The sequence below is a fragment of the Robinsoniella sp. KNHs210 genome (genome assembly GCF_000686105.1).
GTDB lineage: Bacteria > Bacillota > Clostridia > Lachnospirales > Lachnospiraceae > Robinsoniella > Robinsoniella peoriensis.
In genome coordinates this window covers 2,406,693-2,422,424 of the sequence record NZ_JMLZ01000002.1, presented here as the reverse complement: position 1 = coordinate 2,422,424, position 15,732 = coordinate 2,406,693, and the positions used below count along the sequence as shown (strand labels likewise).

Below are 15,732 nucleotides of genomic sequence, written 5' to 3'. Positions count from 1 at the left end.
ATAATAGTAAGATAAAAGGGAAATTGATGTTTAAAGATCATTATGTGAAAATGAAAATGGTAAAAATTTTGCAATTGCATCTTAAATACAAAATTATTACCTGAATACCCGCGAAAGAAATTACTAAAAATACAAAAAAAGTGCTAAAATAGGATAATTAGAGGGGGCAGTGAAGAGTATTGCCTGACTGATATCAGACTGCAGGTTAAATTTGGTGATACAGCCAATAAGCCTTTAACTGCTTAACCGCAGTTATGGGCTTATTTAACGTATTATTTTATGAATGCCTGGAATGAAAAAAATGATTATGCTTTTACCTGGGATGATTTTGCTTTATAATAACAAAATACGAGTTTCACCCGAAGGCTGGCGCAGATATTGATCAGTCTAGACATTGGATAGAGTCTATAATATAAAAAAATATAGTAATACTATTTTATTAGAACTATAAGATGATATTCAACCTTACAGAAATGTAAGCTATCGAATAGAAAATGTAAGCTAATATTATGGCATTCCATTTCTTTTTTTATTACAATAAGATCAGAAAAAGTTAGAGAGGAAGAAGACTATGGCACTTTTAGAAGTTAAAAATTTAAAAAAAATATATACCACCCGTTTTGGAGGGAATCAGGTACAGGCATTAACCGATGTGAATTTCTCTGTTGAAGAAGGCGAGTATGTCGCAATTATGGGGGAGTCCGGATCCGGTAAAACCACGTTATTGAATATACTTGCATCTTTGGACAAACCAACCAGCGGAGATGTTTTGTTAAATGGAAATAGTATGTTGTCGGTAAAAGACAAAGGTCTTGCGGCATTTCGCAGAGAGAACCTGGGTTTTGTTTTTCAGGATTTCAATTTGCTGGATACTTTTTCATTAGAAGATAATATTTATCTGCCGCTGGTTTTATCAGGTAAAAATTATAAAGAGATGCGTCAGAGACTGGAACCTCTGGCAGAGAAACTGCACATTCAGGATATTTTGAAGAAATATCCATATGAAGTTTCCGGAGGTCAGAAACAGAGAGCAGCGGCGGCAAGAGCTTTGATTACAAATCCCCAGATTGTATTGGCAGATGAGCCTACCGGTGCGCTGGATTCAAAATCATCGGATCAGATGTTAAAGTTGTTTTCCCGTATTAATAAGGAAGGGCAGACAATTCTAATGGTAACCCACAGTACCAGGGCTGCAAGCCATGCGCAGCGCGTATTGTTTATAAAAGACGGTGAGGTATTCCATCAGTTATACAGGGGATCTATGAATAATGATGCCATGTTCCAGAAAATAACGGAGACCTTGACGGTATTAGCGTCAGGAGGTGAAGAGAATGCGTAATTCTTTTTACCCTAAAATGGCAGTAACGAACATTCGTAAAAATGCCGGAATGTATGTGCCTTATATGCTGACCTGCATATGTACGATTATCATGTATCTGGTTATGAGTGCTATTTCGGGCAATCCGGGAATCGATGAGATGCGTGGGAGTGAATCGTTAAGAATGGTATTGCAATTTGGGCAGTCAATCATAGCAATTTTTTCAGTGATTTTTCTGTTCTATACGAATAGCTTCTTAATGAAGCGCCGGAAAAAAGAACTGGGGCTATACAGTATCCTGGGCCTGGAAAAGCGCCATATAGGCAGAATATTGCTCTATGAATGTATTTTTACCTCTGCCGTATCCCTTGGGATTGGATTATTGGGGGGAATTTTAATTAGTAAACTGATGTTCCTTATCCTGCTTAAGCTGATTCAGACAAATGTTGATTTTGAATTTATCATGAGTAGGGATGCGATTTGCAGTACGCTGATTCTTTTTGGGATTATATTTGCCTGTACGCTGCTTTCAAATCTTTTTATGACTGGAAAAAGTAAACCGATTGAGCTTCTCTACGGAGGGAATAAGGGGGAAAAAGAGCCCAAGGCAAGATGGATCACAGCTCTTATTGGATTAATATGTACGGCTGTCGGCTATTTTATGGCAATTACAGTGAAATCTCCGATTGATGCATTGATTCAGTTTTTCATTGCAGTTTTGCTTGTCATTGTAGGCACCTACCTCTTGTTTATTACCGGAAGCATAGCGCTTCTTAAAATACTGAAGAAAAACAAGGCGTTTTATTACCGGCAAAAGCATTTCACATCTGTTTCCGGTATGATCTACCGCATGAAGCAGAATGCAGTAGGACTTGCAAATATCTGTATTCTCAGTACAGGGGTTCTGCTCAGTATCGCAACAACGATTTCTCTAAATATCGGAATTGAAGAATTGATTCATAATATGTATCCGGAGCAATATTCTATGACTTCCTACCATGCAACAGAAGAGGAAGTGGAGCAGATGAAGAATATTGTATATCAAGAAGCTGAAAAAAATAATATCAAGGTAAAGGATTATTTTCAATACCGCTATAATTCACTGGGAGTTTCTCAGATAGATAATGAATTACAGTTAGTGGGAGTGGATCAGGGAAATCTCAGCGCCTGTATGTTAATGACCGTTGACAATTATAATGAGGTAATGGGTACGGATAAGAAACTGGCAGAAGATGAGGTGCTGATCATTGACTTTAAGAAAAGCTTTGCCTATCCAACCTTAAGAATAGGGAGCAGTGAATATAAAGTATCTGAAGAAATCAAAGATAATGATATGATAGCAAACCTTACAATTAATATGCTGGATGGGTATGGAGTCGTTTTTGCAAATCAGGAGATTATCAATAATATTTGTATAGCCGCAGGTACAGACATAAATTCGGGAAGTGAGGAACCGGATACTTTTATTGGATTTAATGCAGACGGAGACCAGAAAACGCTGGATCATTTTACTAATGTACTTCATAAGAAATTGAGGACAATGCTGGAAGCAAGTGAAGATCTTTTTATTAACCTCAGCGACAGAGACAGTGGAGCAGCTATGCTCAGGGCATCAATTAGCAGTTTCTTATTTATTGGTGTATTTATAGGAGTCTTATTCCTGATGGCAACTGTTTTGATTATTTATTATAAGCAGATTTCTGAAGGATATGAAGATAAAGAACGATTTTCTATTATGCAGAAGGTGGGGATGAGTAAAGGGGAAGTAAAAAAGAGTATCAGGAGTCAGATTCTCACGGTCTTTTTCCTCCCATTGGTAGTTGCGATCCTGCATGTAGCAGCAGCATTTAACATGATGAGCAAACTTTTATTTATGTTTGGTTTATTCAATACGGATCTATTTGTAATATGCACAATCGGTACCATTATCATTTTTGCCATCATATATAGTTTTGTATTTACAATGACGGCTAAGACATATTATAAAATAGTTGGCTGATATTTAAAAAGTAACATCTATAAAAACAGTACTTTTTCTTTATTTCTAACGAAATAGAGGCAGAAAGTACTGTTTTTTCTTGTAATAATGGTAATTACCATAAATTGGTAATAATTTTCTGCTCATTTTCCGTTATCATAATTTCATACGAAAGAAGAAAGGATATGATGAGATTATGAAAACATACGGTTATATCAGAGTGTCATCCAAGGACCAGAACGAGGATAGGCAGCTGCTTGCACTACAGGCACTGCCTGTTTTAATGGAGAATATCTATATGGATAAGCTCAGTGGAAAGGATTTTAACCGGCCCGCATATAAAAAGCTGGTACGAAGGATGAAAGAGGGGGATTTGCTGGTGATTAAGAGCATTGACCGGCTGGGGAGAAATTATGAAGAAATTATTTATCAGTGGAGAGTATTGACAAAAGAGAAAAAAATAGATATCTATGTGCTGGATATGCCATTGCTGGATACCAGGCAGGGTAAGGATCTGATGGGTACTTTTATTGCTGATTTAGTGCTGCAGCTATTAAGCTTTGTAGCGGAAAACGAAAGACAGAATATAAGAACCAGGCAGGCGGAGGGGATTGCAGCAGCGCGTTTGAAAGGGGTTCGCTTTGGAAGGCCGCGGAAACCGATTCATCCGGATTTCCCGAAATGGAGAAAGGTTTGGCTGAATGGAGAAATATCCAGCCGCAAGGCGGCAAAGAAAATGGGAATTTCCCATCAGACATTTCTTAATTGGTTAAAAATGGAAAATAATTAAATTTTTATCAAAAATTGTAGACTTTTTTTGCCAGTTAAAGTAGACTTTTTTTGACATACTATGTATAATACTAAATGTAGGGTTAAATGCTATTATTTACCACTTTCTAATCTGTCAAAAAAAGTCTACTTTTCTAGACGGATGTTATCATATTGTTCGGAAAGGAAGCACAAATTATGGAGAACTTTAATAAGTCTGTACTGGATATTTTAGCGCAGGAGCTTGACTGTTATGTTTCAGACTTGCGCCAGGTAAATACAAAATACAATAAGACAAAGATATGTGCAGCCATCAAAGGTATCCCGGCATTGCAATTCCCGGCAAGTGAATGGAATGTAACCATAAACTATATGTTAGAAGAAGATGCAGACTATCAGAATTCCGAAGAAGCCAGAGATTATTTGTTAAAAAGCTTAGGAGCGTAGGTGCACATAAATATAATATATACATTCATACATATCAGGGAGTAAAAGAGCTTTTGTATTGAGTATGTGGGCGGTAAGAGTCAGTATGGAAAAAATTCAAAGAAATGGTACGAATTGTGCAGCAATCCGGGTAGTTTTCACGCATAGGTGAGAATAGCCCGGCTTTTTTTGTGCGGAATCTTAAAGATTCCCATTTGATAAAGTAAGATTTCTGAACTACCGAATGTAAAGTGCGGTCTTCAGGCTAAGTAGAATTGATGTTTTAAATCTTTAGATTTTCCTAAGAAATATAGCGTTGACAAAAACAATGTATGTGTACTAATATAGATAGTACAGATAATATGGCAGTATTTCAGAAAGGAGAGTCTCATGATTATTGTTGACTACAAAGACAGGCGGCCCATTTATGAGCAAATTGTGGAAAAGTTTCAAATGCTGATTGTGAAGGGTGTAATGGAGCCTGACAGTCAGATGCCTTCTGTACGCAAGCTGGCAATGGATTTATCAATCAACCCCAATACAATCCAGAAAGCTTATACGCAACTGGAGCAGCAGGGATTTATCTACCCTGTAAAAGGAAAGGGGAATTTTGTCACAGGAGACAGAAATCTGCTGATACAAAAGAAGAAAGTTGTTTTTGATGATTTTCAGACGGTTGTATCACAGGGAAAGGAATTAGGAATCACGAGGGATGAATTTTACATTAAAGTTGATGAGGTGTATGGGGAGGTAAAGTATGATAGAAGTAATGTCCATTAGTAAGTCATTTGGCGACATTAAAGCAATTACGGATATCAGCACTACGATTCGGGAGGGTTCCGTATTTGGCTTGGTTGGAACCAACGGAGCCGGGAAAAGTACCTTCATGAGAATTCTGAGTGGGATATTAAAGGCAGACAAAGGATCTGTCAAGATTGATAATATGGAAGTTTTTGAAAATATTCAGGCAAAAAAGTTAATTTGCTTTATCCCCGACACACCGTATTATTTTAACAATGCTACGGTAAAGGAAATGATGGAGTATTATAAAATTATCTATCCGGAGTTCAGTGAATTTCGATTTATAGAACTGATAGAAAAATTTGGACTGGATATGAAACGCAAAATCAATACATTTTCAAAAGGTATGAAAAAACAGGTATCTGTATTGCTTGGAATTTGCACTAACACGAAATATCTGCTGTGTGATGAAACGTTTGACGGGCTTGACCCGGTTATGAGACAGGCGGTAAAGAGTATCTTTGCTAGTGAAATTTTAAACAGGGAGTTTACGCCGATTATTGCGTCCCATAACTTAAGAGAGTTGGAAGATATCTGCGACCACGTGGGTCTGCTGCATGAAGGCGGTATCCTGTTGTCAAGAGATCTGGAAGATATGAGATTTGAAATCCATAAGCTGCAGTATGTAATTCAGAACCCTACGGCGGAAGAGGAAATTCTAAAAGAGCTGGATGTAATGCAGTATGAAAAGAGAGGTTCTCTTGTATCCCTCACCGTACGCGGTAAGAAGGAAGCAATTCTGGCATTGGTTGGAAGCAAGAAACCTTTATTTTATGAAATACTTCCACTGTCGCTTGAGGAAATATTTATTAGTGAAACGGAGGTGGCAGGATATGACATCAAAAATCTCATTCTCTAAGTTATTGAAGCAGGATTTGAAACGAAGCGGCGGCATTATAGCGATTATCTCTCTGGTATTTTTCCTGCTATTTACGGTACGGGGGATATTTACCTTAGACCAGATGCTGGCAAGCCTTAAAAATGGAGGCTGGACCATGAAAGAAGTAACGGCACAGTTTGCCGATCTTCTGAGTTATAACGGTGTCATTATTTTTCTCACAGTATCCAGTGCAGTTTTGTGCGGTGTATCCAGATTTTGCTATCTGCATTCTTCTACAAAACTGGATTTTTACCACAGTCTTCCCATTAAGAGAGACCGCTTCTTCTGGGTGCAGTTTTTAAGTGGAATTTTGCAGTTTGTGGTACCTTTTCTTGTAAATATGCTGATTGTTCTGTTCATCGGGGCACTTAGAGGAGTAACTACCGGCGGAGTAGTGGGTCAGGTGCTGCTGGGAGGATTTATTCATATTTTATTCTACCTGCTGCTTTATATAACGGTAATTCTTGCCATGATGCTCACAGGTAAAATTGTGGTGGGTATACTTGCTGTAACCGTATTTTTGTTGTATCTGCCCGGAGTTATTTTCCTGGCGACAGGACTATTTAGTATCTTCTTTAAAACATTTTATCAGAATGAAAGTTTCTGGATGCAGCTGGCGGAATATTTTTCACCTCTTTTCCTTTATGGACTAACGGTTGGAGCTGCCAGTGAGGGATCAATGTTCCTGAAAGAACTGCTGATTGCAATAGCGGCATTCGCAGCAATGCTTGTAATCGTGCTTTATCTGTACCGTATACGCTCTTCTGAAGCATCTGAGCGTGCAATAGCATTTCCAAAATCAGAATCGGTTATTAAATTCCTGTTGGTAGTTCCCATATCAATCGGGTGCGGATTTATAGCCCATATGATGGCAATTGAAGGTAAGGACCTTTGGCTGGCATTTGGTGTGATTTTTGGCGGAGTAATAAGCAGTGCGATTATTGAGTTTATTTATCATATTGATTTTACAAAAGTATTGGCTAGAAAGAAACTGATGCTGGCATCGCTGATCGTATCATTTGCGATTATTGGAATATTCCGGTTCGATGTATTTGGTTATGACCGCAATATACCTAAAGAAGAAAATGTGGAAAGTGCAGCTATCTGGATTGACGGCCTGGCAACCAATGTATACGAGAAGTGGAGTGACAATGGAATTTACATTTCCGGTACCGATACGAAATCATATGTACTGGATCATATGCAGGTGACAAAGATGGACAGCATTTATGAAATCGTAGAGTCTGCTATCAATAAACCGGAAGATGTATCAACGAATTATGTGATTGTGAAATACCGTCTGAAAAACGGAAAAGAAAAGATTCGTTCCTATCAGGCAGAGCATAGTGTACTTGAAAAAGCATTAGCAGATCTTTATCAGACACAGGAGTTTAAAGAAGGATTATATCCGGCAATTAATCTGACTGGAGATGAGGTCGGCAAGATAGAGCTGGTGAAAACGGATGAATCCATTCAGCTGAATCTGAACAGCAAGCAGCTTATTTCTCTGGTTGATACCTTCCGGGAAGAACTTGCAAATATGAAATACGAAGACATGAAAGCATCCAGCCTGGTCAGCATCCGGTTAGAGGGAATCAATAAAAAGGTTCCAAGTGGAACGTATACCTTATATCCCTGCTTTGAAAAAACCCTGGCACTGTTGAAGGAATATGGTTACAGTGTAGACGCAAAACTTGACCCGGATAAGGTGATTTCAATGAGAGTTTTGAAGTATGAAGAAAAGGGCAGCCGGGAAGAAGTCTTTAGCTCGAAGGAAGATTTCAAGGAAATTGCGGAAAATCTGGTAAATTCAGGTGGAAATGACTACTTCCTGTTTCCCCAGTCTTCCGCTTACGATGTGAACGTAACTTATAAAAATGAAAAGGGTGATACCATAACAAGCTATATGTACTTGTATAATGATAACATCCCCCAGTGTATCAAGGACAGATTTGGTGATTGATGAAAAATCAGAGCCTATCATCCAATTAAAAAGCGTGTTATAATAATAGAGCATCCTGTGACTTTTGCTGCAGGATGCTCTATTACCTTTTAAATAAGAAGAGGAGGTATCACATGAAGATTTTATTTTTTGGAACAAAGAATTACGATGAAGAATTTTTTTCGAAAATACTGCAGGATAAAACATATGAAGATCTTGACATCACATATATAGAGCCAAATCTGACACCGGAAACGGCCAGTCTGGCATGGGGATATGATGCAGTCTGCGCATTTGTAAATATGGATTTGAGCGCACCCGCTATAGATATGCTGAATAAATGCGGTGTGAAATTAATTCTGATGCGCTCTGCAGGATATAATAATGTAGATCTGGACCAGGCAAAAAAATATGGCATTACGGTTATGCATGTACCCGGGTATTCACCGGAAGCGGTGGCAGAACATGCAATGGCGCTGGTTCTGACCGCAAACCGTCATACTCATAAGGCTTATATTAAAGGCCGTGAAAATGATTTCAGCTTAAGCGGTCTAATGGGAGTTAATCTCTATGGTAAAACTGCCGGTATCATAGGCACCGGTAAAATCGGAATAGCAATGGCACGAATCTGCAGAGGATTTGGCATGCGGGTGATCGGATACGACCTTTATCCTAACAATACGCTGGACTTTTTGGAATATGTGGATCTGGATACACTGTTAAAGGAATCGGATTTGATTTCCCTTCATTGTCCTATGTTTGAAAATACCTATCATTTAATTAATACGGAAACGATTAATAAAATGAAAGATGGTGTTATACTGGTCAATACATCCAGAGGCGGACTTATCAAAACAGAAGATCTCATAAAGGGAATCAGAGAAGGAAAGTTCTTTGCCGTGGGTCTGGATGTGTATGAAGAAGAAAATGGCAGTGTGTATGAAGATCTCTCTGAGAGAATACTGGGTCATTCTACAATGGCAAGGCTATTATCTTTTCCGAATGTAATGGTTACATCCCACCAGGGATTTTTTACAAAAGAGGCATTAAATGCAATCAGTGAGACAACGGTTGATAATGCTATGGCATTCATAAACGGGGTTAAAAACGGAAATGAATTATAATAAATTTTAGCGGGTGTAAAGGAAAGATCTATGTATAACCTGCGGGGATTTGCAGACACTATTTCTGACAGGAGGTGTCATACAATGGAAGATAATAATACATTGGGTATTGCCCTGGCACGTAATGCCTTAGATCAAATTCCCAATCCTCAAAGTGATGCACAAACAATTATAGGCCTTGTTAAGAATGGGGGACGTGTTACCGGTTATCAATTATCGGACGGTTCAACCGTTTCTAAAGAAGAAGGAGTATTCCTTGCAAAAGAAGGGGGTATCCGGGGTGTGGGTATTGCACACCGCAATGGTTCGGAATACCTGAAGTCACTACCTGACGATACAGAAAATAATAACCTGAGTAATCTGCCATCTGTATCAGGCTGAGCGAAGTAAATCTGACGGTCAGAAGTTTCAGACAATTTAAAAGGATGGTATGCCATAAAGAAATTTTGTTATGGCATGTCATCCTTTTTATATAATCCTTTTTAATAGGAAATGATAGAGAATATTTATCCGCGGAATGTTAATCCGTCATCAGTCATAGATTCTACAATGGCAAGAGATTCCAGATGAACGCCCTGTTCCCGTATCATGGAGCCGCCTTCCTGAAATCCTTTTTCAATGACGATTCCGGCGCCTTCAATAGTTGCACCGGCCTGTTTCACAATTTCTATCAGTCCTCTGAGCGCGCATCCGTTTGCCAGGAAGTCATCGATAATTAATACATGGTCATCTGCGTTTAAGAAACGTTTTGACAAAATGACATCGTATGTACGTTTGTGGGTAAAAGATTCTACCTTTGACTGGTATACATCTCCATCAATATTAATACTCTGTGCTTTTTTTGCAAAAATTACCGGAACGTTAAAATATTGAGCTGCAATACAGGCAATGCCGATGCCGGATGCTTCTATGGTTAAGATCTTAGTAATCTTATCGCTGGGAAAGCGTCTTCGGAACTCTTTTCCGATTTCATTAATTAACTGGATGTCCATCTGATGATTCAAAAAGCTGTCCACTTTTAATACATGACCGGGCTTTACTACGCCATCTTTTAAAATACGATCTTTTAATAACTGCATTTCTTTAATTCCTCCACTGGGTTGATGTTATTTTATCATACAATATTCTAAACGGTATTACAATCATTTCTTGTAGAAAAATCTGTTTTTATGTGGAAAAATCTTTTTTTATGAAAGTGTCGGTTGTCAGAAAAGTAACAATATGTTAGAATGCTACAGTACAGTTTTGTAAGGAGTACAAAACTGAGAAAAATGAAGTTACAGGAGAGAAAAGATGAAGGAAAACAAAAACGGCAGTATCTATGAACTGAACGGAGTAGTTCCCCTGCGAAAGGCAATTCCTCTGGGGATTCAGCATGTCCTGGCAATGTTCCTGGGAAATATTTCCCCTCTGATCATTGTATGCGGTATGCTGGATATGGCTCTGGATTTAAAGACCAGTCTCATTCAGAATGCAATGTTTATTGCAGGTGTGGCAACGTTAATTCAGCTGTATCCGATTTGGAAAGTCGGAAGTAAGCTTCCCATTGTAATGGGAACCAGTTCCGGTTTTATCGGAACGGCGAAGGCAGTAGGAGCAAGCTTTGGATACGGGGCACTTATGGGAGCATCCCTTGTGGGTGGTATTTTTGAGATTATACTTGGTTTTTTTATCAAACCTTTGCGGAAATTATTCCCACCGGTTGTTACAAGCCTGGTAATTATATCGATCGGATTATCCTTACTTCCGGTTGGAATTAAATATTTTGGCGGTGGTGCCGGGAGCGAGGATTTTGGAAGCTGGCAGCATTTACTGGTAGGAACGGTGGTTATTCTTGTAATCATAGTTCTGAAACAGTTTAAGAAAAGCTTTTTAAGTACAGCATCTATTTTAATTGGAATCATTGTGGGTTACATATTGGCAATCTGTTTGGGAATGGTTAATTTTACTCAGGTACAGGATGCAGCCTGGTTCAGCCTTCCAACTTTTATGCCCGTGAAAATGGAATTTAACCTTCAGGCAATTATTGCAATGGGAATTATGTTTATTGCAACAACTGTGGAGACTGTAGGTGATATTTCCGGTATTACAAACGGAGGTCTGGACAGAGAACCTACTCATGAAGAACTTCAGGGCGGTGTCATTGCAGATGGTTTTGGGAGTTTTCTAGGAGCATTGTTTGGTGTCCTTCCAAATACTTCCTTTAGCCAGAATGTCGGTCTTGTTGCAGTTACTAAGGTGGTAAACCGTTTTGTTATTATGACCGGTGCGGTATTTTTAATCCTTTGCGGTTTCTGCCCGAAACTCAGCGCATTGTTTTCCGTAATGCCTCAGTCTGTACTGGGAGGAGCGGCTGTAATTATGTTCGCAATGATTCTGGTAAGCGGACTGCAGTCACTGCTTCGTGAAAAAATTGATGACAGAAATGGTCTGATCATTGCGATGGCAATCGGTCTTGGCGTAGGAATCGGAAATGTTCCGGAAGTACTGGCGCAGATGCCGGCATGGGTTGGTAACATTTTTGCACAAAACGGTATCATTATGACATTTGTAATTGCTACTGTTTTGAATCTGGTACTTCCAAAATCAAAGACAGAAGCAGCAGAACAGTAAGAAAAGGGTCTGTTACAGGGATATTATAATGTCCGGTTTCAGGCTGTGTTACTGAAAATTGGATGGAGAGAAGCATATGAAAAACAAATTTGTAAATAAAATTACCGGTATGATGTTGGCGGCAACACTGGTAATCGGTTCGTTAGCCGGCTGCGGTGCAGCAGCGGATCAAAAAACGGAAACACAGGCGGCAACATCAGCCCAGTCAGAAACGGCTGCAGAGACAGCAAATACAGAACAAACAGAAAACGGGAAACAGACAGAAAAGGGGAAACAGACAGAGACAGGTCATCAGACGGAAACAGCGGAAGATGCGGATACGCAGACAGCTTCTGATTCCGAAGGCACAGCGGCAGCAGAAGGGGAAATTACCGTAACGGATCAAATCGGCAGAGAGGTTACCCTGAAAGCGCCGGCTAAGAAAATTGTTTCTTCTTATTATATATCAACTGCCATTGCCATTGCTCTTGGTCTTCAGGATGATCTGGTTGGAATTGAAATGAAGGCAGATACCCGTGAACTGTATAAGAAAGCGGCTCCTGAATTATTAGAACTTCCGGCTGTTGGTTCCGGTAAAGGAATCAACGTTGAGGAAACGGCAAATTTAGAACCGGATGTAGTAATTCTGCCTAAGAAGTTAAAAGACTCTGTGGAGCAGTTTGAAAAACTGGATATTCCGGTAATGGTAGTGGATCCGGAAACTTTGGATAACTACATGGATTGTGTGTCACTCATGGGCACAATTGCCGGTGTATCGGATAAAGCATCCGAATTAAATGATTACTATCAGCTGAAGATGGATGAAGTAGAAGAGATGACCAGAGATCTGACGGATAAACCTACCGTTTATCTTGCAGCAGGAAGCAGTTATTTAAGTACCTGTACCTCAAAAATGTACCAGAACGATCTGATAGCAATGGCTGGCGGCACAAATGTGTCACAGGGGCTGGAAGATGGATACTGGGCGGAAGTCTCACCAGAACAGCTGTTAGAATGGAATCCCGGGTATATCTTTGCAGTAAGTTATGCAGAATATAATCTTACCGATATTACCTCAGATGCGAAATTATCTGAAGTGCAGGCAGTAAAAGATGAAAATGTAAAAATGTTCCCATCTAACATAGAGCCTTGGGATTATCCGACGCCGTCATCGGTGCTTGGAATTCTCTGGCTGACGCATGTACTTCATCCGGATCTATATTCAGAAGAGGAATATATACAGGAAGCCCAGGATTTCTACCAGAATTTCTTTGGCTTTCAGGTAGAGGCATCTGATCTGGGGCTGTGATTGAAAAGTAATTGCCGCAGGATGCTGACTAAGATTTAAAAAGGAGTTATATGAATACGAGAAAAAGGTTTTGGATTTTGACGATCATATTAGTTTGTGTCATATTTTTGTCTTGCTGTGTAGGGCGGTACGAGTTATCCCTGTCGGATATCTTCGCCATTATAACAGGGCAGGGTAAAAGTGTAATGGACAGGAAACTATTTTACCAGATTCGTCTGCCCAGAACCTTTTTCGTCGTCTTATCCGGAGGGGCATTAGCGCTGGCCGGTACGGTATATCAGGCAGTTTTCCAGAATCCTTTAGTATCACCGGATGTTCTGGGTGTGAGCAGCGGATGTTCTGTGGGAGGGATTCTGGGAATTCTGTTTCTGGGACATTCGGCTCTGATTGCACAGGGAGTGACTTTTGCATTTGGAATGGGTACCGTAGCACTGGCTATGCTGCTTGTTTCCTGGATGCGGGGAAACAAACGTTATCTGATGATTATTGCCGGAATTATAGTAGGATCTTTAGCGGATTCAGTTATTATATTTCTGAAGTATACGGCAGATCCCAACCGGGAACTGGCTGCAATCGAATACTGGCTGATGGGGAGTTTTCAAAATGCAGGATGGGATTCCATCATCAGAGTGCTGCCGTTTATGGCCGGGGCAGGACTTTTACTTTTTTTATTCCGCTGGAAAATGAAAGTTTTAATTCTTGGAGATGAAGAAGCGGACGGCCTGGGCATTTCGCCGCATTTTGTAAGGAATATTTCTTTGATATGTGCTACAATACTGGTAGCGGTCGTAGTAAGCGAGGCAGGCGTGGTATCCTGGATTGGTCTGATTGCACCGCACCTGATCCGGATGTTCAACGGAGACGATTATGTTAAGAATTTTTTCCAAAGTATTTTATTGGGCAGTATCCTGCTGCTGTTAGCTGACATCTGTTCCAGGAGCCTGGCACAGTCGGAGATACCAATCAGCATTTTCACCTCTTTCTTTGGAGCAGCAGTATTGGTGATATTCTTATGCAGAGGGAAAAACAGACATGAAAATTAGGGTAGAAAACGCATCGGTTTCATTTGGAAAAAAAGAGATATTACAAGGAATTAGTATATCCCTGCCGGAAAAAGAACTGGTTATGGTCATTGGACCGAATGGCTGCGGGAAAACAACGTTTCTGCGCCTGCTGATGGGATTTCAGAAACCACAGAGCGGCATGGTGTTTTATAATGATATTTCGCTTCAAGACCATACCGTTCTGGAAAAAAGCAGAAAAATGGCTTATATGCCGCAAAATCCCCGCAGACAGGAAGATGATGAAGTATTTGATTATGTACTGTTAGGGGTTACTCCTTATCTGAATTATTTTTCCCTTCCGGGAAAGGAAGAGAAGGAGCAGGCTGAGCAGGTATTGGCAGAACTGGGACTTAGCGAATTTAAAAACCGCAGAATGGGTACCTTAAGCGGCGGTGAGCAGCAGATGGTGAACTTTGCCAGAGCCAGAATGCAGAATACGCCCTGGCTGATTTTAGATGAGCCGATGGCTTCTCTGGATTATAGCCGCCAGCATGAATTTATGCACCGTCTGGTAGAGTACGAGAAGCGGTACGGGCAGGGAATTCTCATGAGTGTCCATGATCCGAATTTTGCACTGCGTTATGCAGACAGGGTTATTGTAATGGGATATGGTAAGATAGAGGGCATAGTAAGCCGCAGGGAAAATGAATTTGAAAATAAGCTGACCGGGATATTGAACAAGTCATACGATGGTCATTTACAATTAATAGAAAAAGAAGATTATCATTTTTATTACTGGAAGGAGGAAACACATGTTTCGTGCAAAGGAATTTGTGAAAGCAGAGAGTCTGAAAGAAGCTTATGAATTAAACCAGAAGAGAAGCAGCATTGTTCTGGGAGGATTCGTCTGGCTGAAGATGGGCGACAGGAATAAGCAGACAGCGATTGATCTGTCTGGACTGGGGTTGGATACCATTGAGGAGAATGATTTAGAATTTTCCATTGGAGCGATGTGTTCGCTACGGATGCTGGAAACCCATGAGGGGCTGAAAAAAGCTTTTGGGGATATTTTTAAAGAATGTACCCGCCATATTGTAGGTGTACAATTTCGTAATTGTGCAACAGTGGGAGGGAGTATTTTCGGGAGATTTGGATTTTCGGATATCCTTACCTGTATGATGGCGCTGGATACTTATGTGGAATTATATAAGGGAGGAATAATTCCTCTGAAGGAATTTGTAAATTTGCCAAAGGATTCAGACATACTGGTACGTGTGATAATCAAAAAGGATGGCCGTAAGGCGGCTTATATGTCAGAGAGACAGACTAAGACAGATTTTCCGGTCATAGCCTGTTGTGTGGCAAAAGATAACGACAGATGGTATGTGGCAGTGGGTGCCAGACCTTACCGTGCTATGCAGGTTACGCTGACTGCAGATGAGACAAAGACTTTGGAGGATCTGGCAAAAGAAGCATCCGTCAGATTTTCTTATGGCAGCAATTTAAGAGGAAGTGCAGAGTACCGGGAACATCTGGCAAAAGTCTGTATCAGGCGCTGTGCCTGTAAAATTACAGGAGGTGAGGCATAAG

General features: G+C 40.1%; 15 protein-coding genes. 14 read left to right on the top strand and 1 reads right to left on the bottom strand.

Annotated elements, in window-relative coordinates:
* Positions 1 to 571 precede the first annotated feature (571 nt).
* The 9 genes from CD03_RS0117525 to CD03_RS0117485 all read left to right on the top strand — a co-directional run bounded on the left by CD03_RS0117525 (position 572) and on the right by CD03_RS0117485 (position 9,618).
* Positions 572 to 1,339 carry an ABC transporter ATP-binding protein gene (locus CD03_RS0117525; protein WP_027294760.1) on the top strand — a complete coding sequence of 256 codons (768 nt, stop codon included), beginning with the start codon at positions 572 to 574 and terminating at the stop codon, positions 1,337 to 1,339.
* Entirely contained in the window at positions 1,332 to 3,317 is a 1,986-nt protein-coding gene (locus tag CD03_RS0117520; RefSeq protein WP_027294759.1) for an ABC transporter permease, read from the top strand. The genes CD03_RS0117525 and CD03_RS0117520 overlap by 8 nt, the downstream gene beginning before the upstream one ends.
* 175 nt (positions 3,318 to 3,492) lie before the next feature.
* Positions 3,493 to 4,086, top strand: coding sequence for a recombinase family protein (locus CD03_RS0117515; RefSeq protein ID WP_027294758.1), 594 nt, complete (start codon positions 3,493 to 3,495; stop codon positions 4,084 to 4,086).
* Positions 4,087 to 4,262: 176 nt separating this feature from the next.
* Positions 4,263 to 4,511 carry a hypothetical protein gene (locus CD03_RS0117510; RefSeq protein ID WP_027294757.1) on the top strand — a complete coding sequence of 83 codons (249 nt, stop codon included), beginning with the start codon at positions 4,263 to 4,265 and terminating at the stop codon, positions 4,509 to 4,511.
* Between the two features lie 369 nt (positions 4,512 to 4,880).
* Complete coding sequence (locus tag CD03_RS0117505; protein ID WP_027294756.1) at positions 4,881 to 5,270, top strand: GntR family transcriptional regulator; 390 nt, start codon at positions 4,881 to 4,883, stop codon at positions 5,268 to 5,270.
* Positions 5,248 to 6,150 carry an ABC transporter ATP-binding protein gene (locus CD03_RS0117500; protein ID WP_027294755.1) on the top strand — a complete coding sequence of 301 codons (903 nt, stop codon included), beginning with the start codon at positions 5,248 to 5,250 and terminating at the stop codon, positions 6,148 to 6,150. The genes CD03_RS0117505 and CD03_RS0117500 overlap by 23 nt, the downstream gene beginning before the upstream one ends.
* On the top strand, positions 6,125 to 8,134 hold the full coding sequence (locus CD03_RS0117495; protein ID WP_027294754.1) for a DUF6449 domain-containing protein: 2,010 nt from the start codon (positions 6,125 to 6,127) through the stop codon (positions 8,132 to 8,134). Before CD03_RS0117500 ends, CD03_RS0117495 begins: the two co-directional genes overlap by 26 nt.
* A 113-nt stretch (positions 8,135 to 8,247) precedes the next feature.
* The gene (locus tag CD03_RS0117490; protein WP_027294753.1) at positions 8,248 to 9,237 is read left to right on the top strand and encodes a 2-hydroxyacid dehydrogenase; all 990 of its coding nucleotides are present in this window, start codon (positions 8,248 to 8,250) and stop codon (positions 9,235 to 9,237) included.
* A gap of 84 nt (positions 9,238 to 9,321) precedes the next feature.
* Positions 9,322 to 9,618 carry a DUF3892 domain-containing protein gene (locus CD03_RS0117485; protein WP_027294752.1) on the top strand — a complete coding sequence of 99 codons (297 nt, stop codon included), beginning with the start codon at positions 9,322 to 9,324 and terminating at the stop codon, positions 9,616 to 9,618.
* A gap of 125 nt (positions 9,619 to 9,743) precedes the next feature.
* On the opposite strand, the gene CD03_RS0117480 is transcribed toward CD03_RS0117485, so the two are convergent.
* Positions 9,744 to 10,316, bottom strand: coding sequence for a xanthine phosphoribosyltransferase (locus CD03_RS0117480; RefSeq protein WP_027294751.1), 573 nt, complete (start codon positions 10,314 to 10,316; stop codon positions 9,744 to 9,746).
* Positions 10,317 to 10,530: 214 nt separating this feature from the next.
* Between CD03_RS0117480 and CD03_RS0117475 the strand changes: the two genes are divergently transcribed.
* The 5 genes from CD03_RS0117475 to CD03_RS0117455 all read left to right on the top strand — a co-directional run bounded on the left by CD03_RS0117475 (position 10,531) and on the right by CD03_RS0117455 (position 15,731).
* Positions 10,531 to 11,850, top strand: coding sequence for a uracil-xanthine permease family protein (locus CD03_RS0117475; RefSeq protein WP_027294750.1), 1,320 nt, complete (start codon positions 10,531 to 10,533; stop codon positions 11,848 to 11,850).
* Positions 11,851 to 11,926: 76 nt separating this feature from the next.
* Positions 11,927 to 13,138, top strand: a complete 1,212-nt coding sequence (locus CD03_RS33890) for an ABC transporter substrate-binding protein (RefSeq protein WP_052377853.1) — start codon at positions 11,927 to 11,929, stop codon at positions 13,136 to 13,138.
* Positions 13,139 to 13,188: 50 nt separating this feature from the next.
* Positions 13,189 to 14,181, top strand: coding sequence for a FecCD family ABC transporter permease (locus CD03_RS0117465; protein WP_027294749.1), 993 nt, complete (start codon positions 13,189 to 13,191; stop codon positions 14,179 to 14,181).
* Complete coding sequence (locus CD03_RS33885; protein WP_044289461.1) at positions 14,171 to 15,007, top strand: ABC transporter ATP-binding protein; 837 nt, start codon at positions 14,171 to 14,173, stop codon at positions 15,005 to 15,007. The genes CD03_RS0117465 and CD03_RS33885 overlap by 11 nt, the downstream gene beginning before the upstream one ends.
* Positions 14,955 to 15,731, top strand: coding sequence for an FAD binding domain-containing protein (locus CD03_RS0117455; RefSeq protein ID WP_027294748.1), 777 nt, complete (start codon positions 14,955 to 14,957; stop codon positions 15,729 to 15,731). Before CD03_RS33885 ends, CD03_RS0117455 begins: the two co-directional genes overlap by 53 nt.
* Position 15,732: the final 1 nt, after the last annotated feature.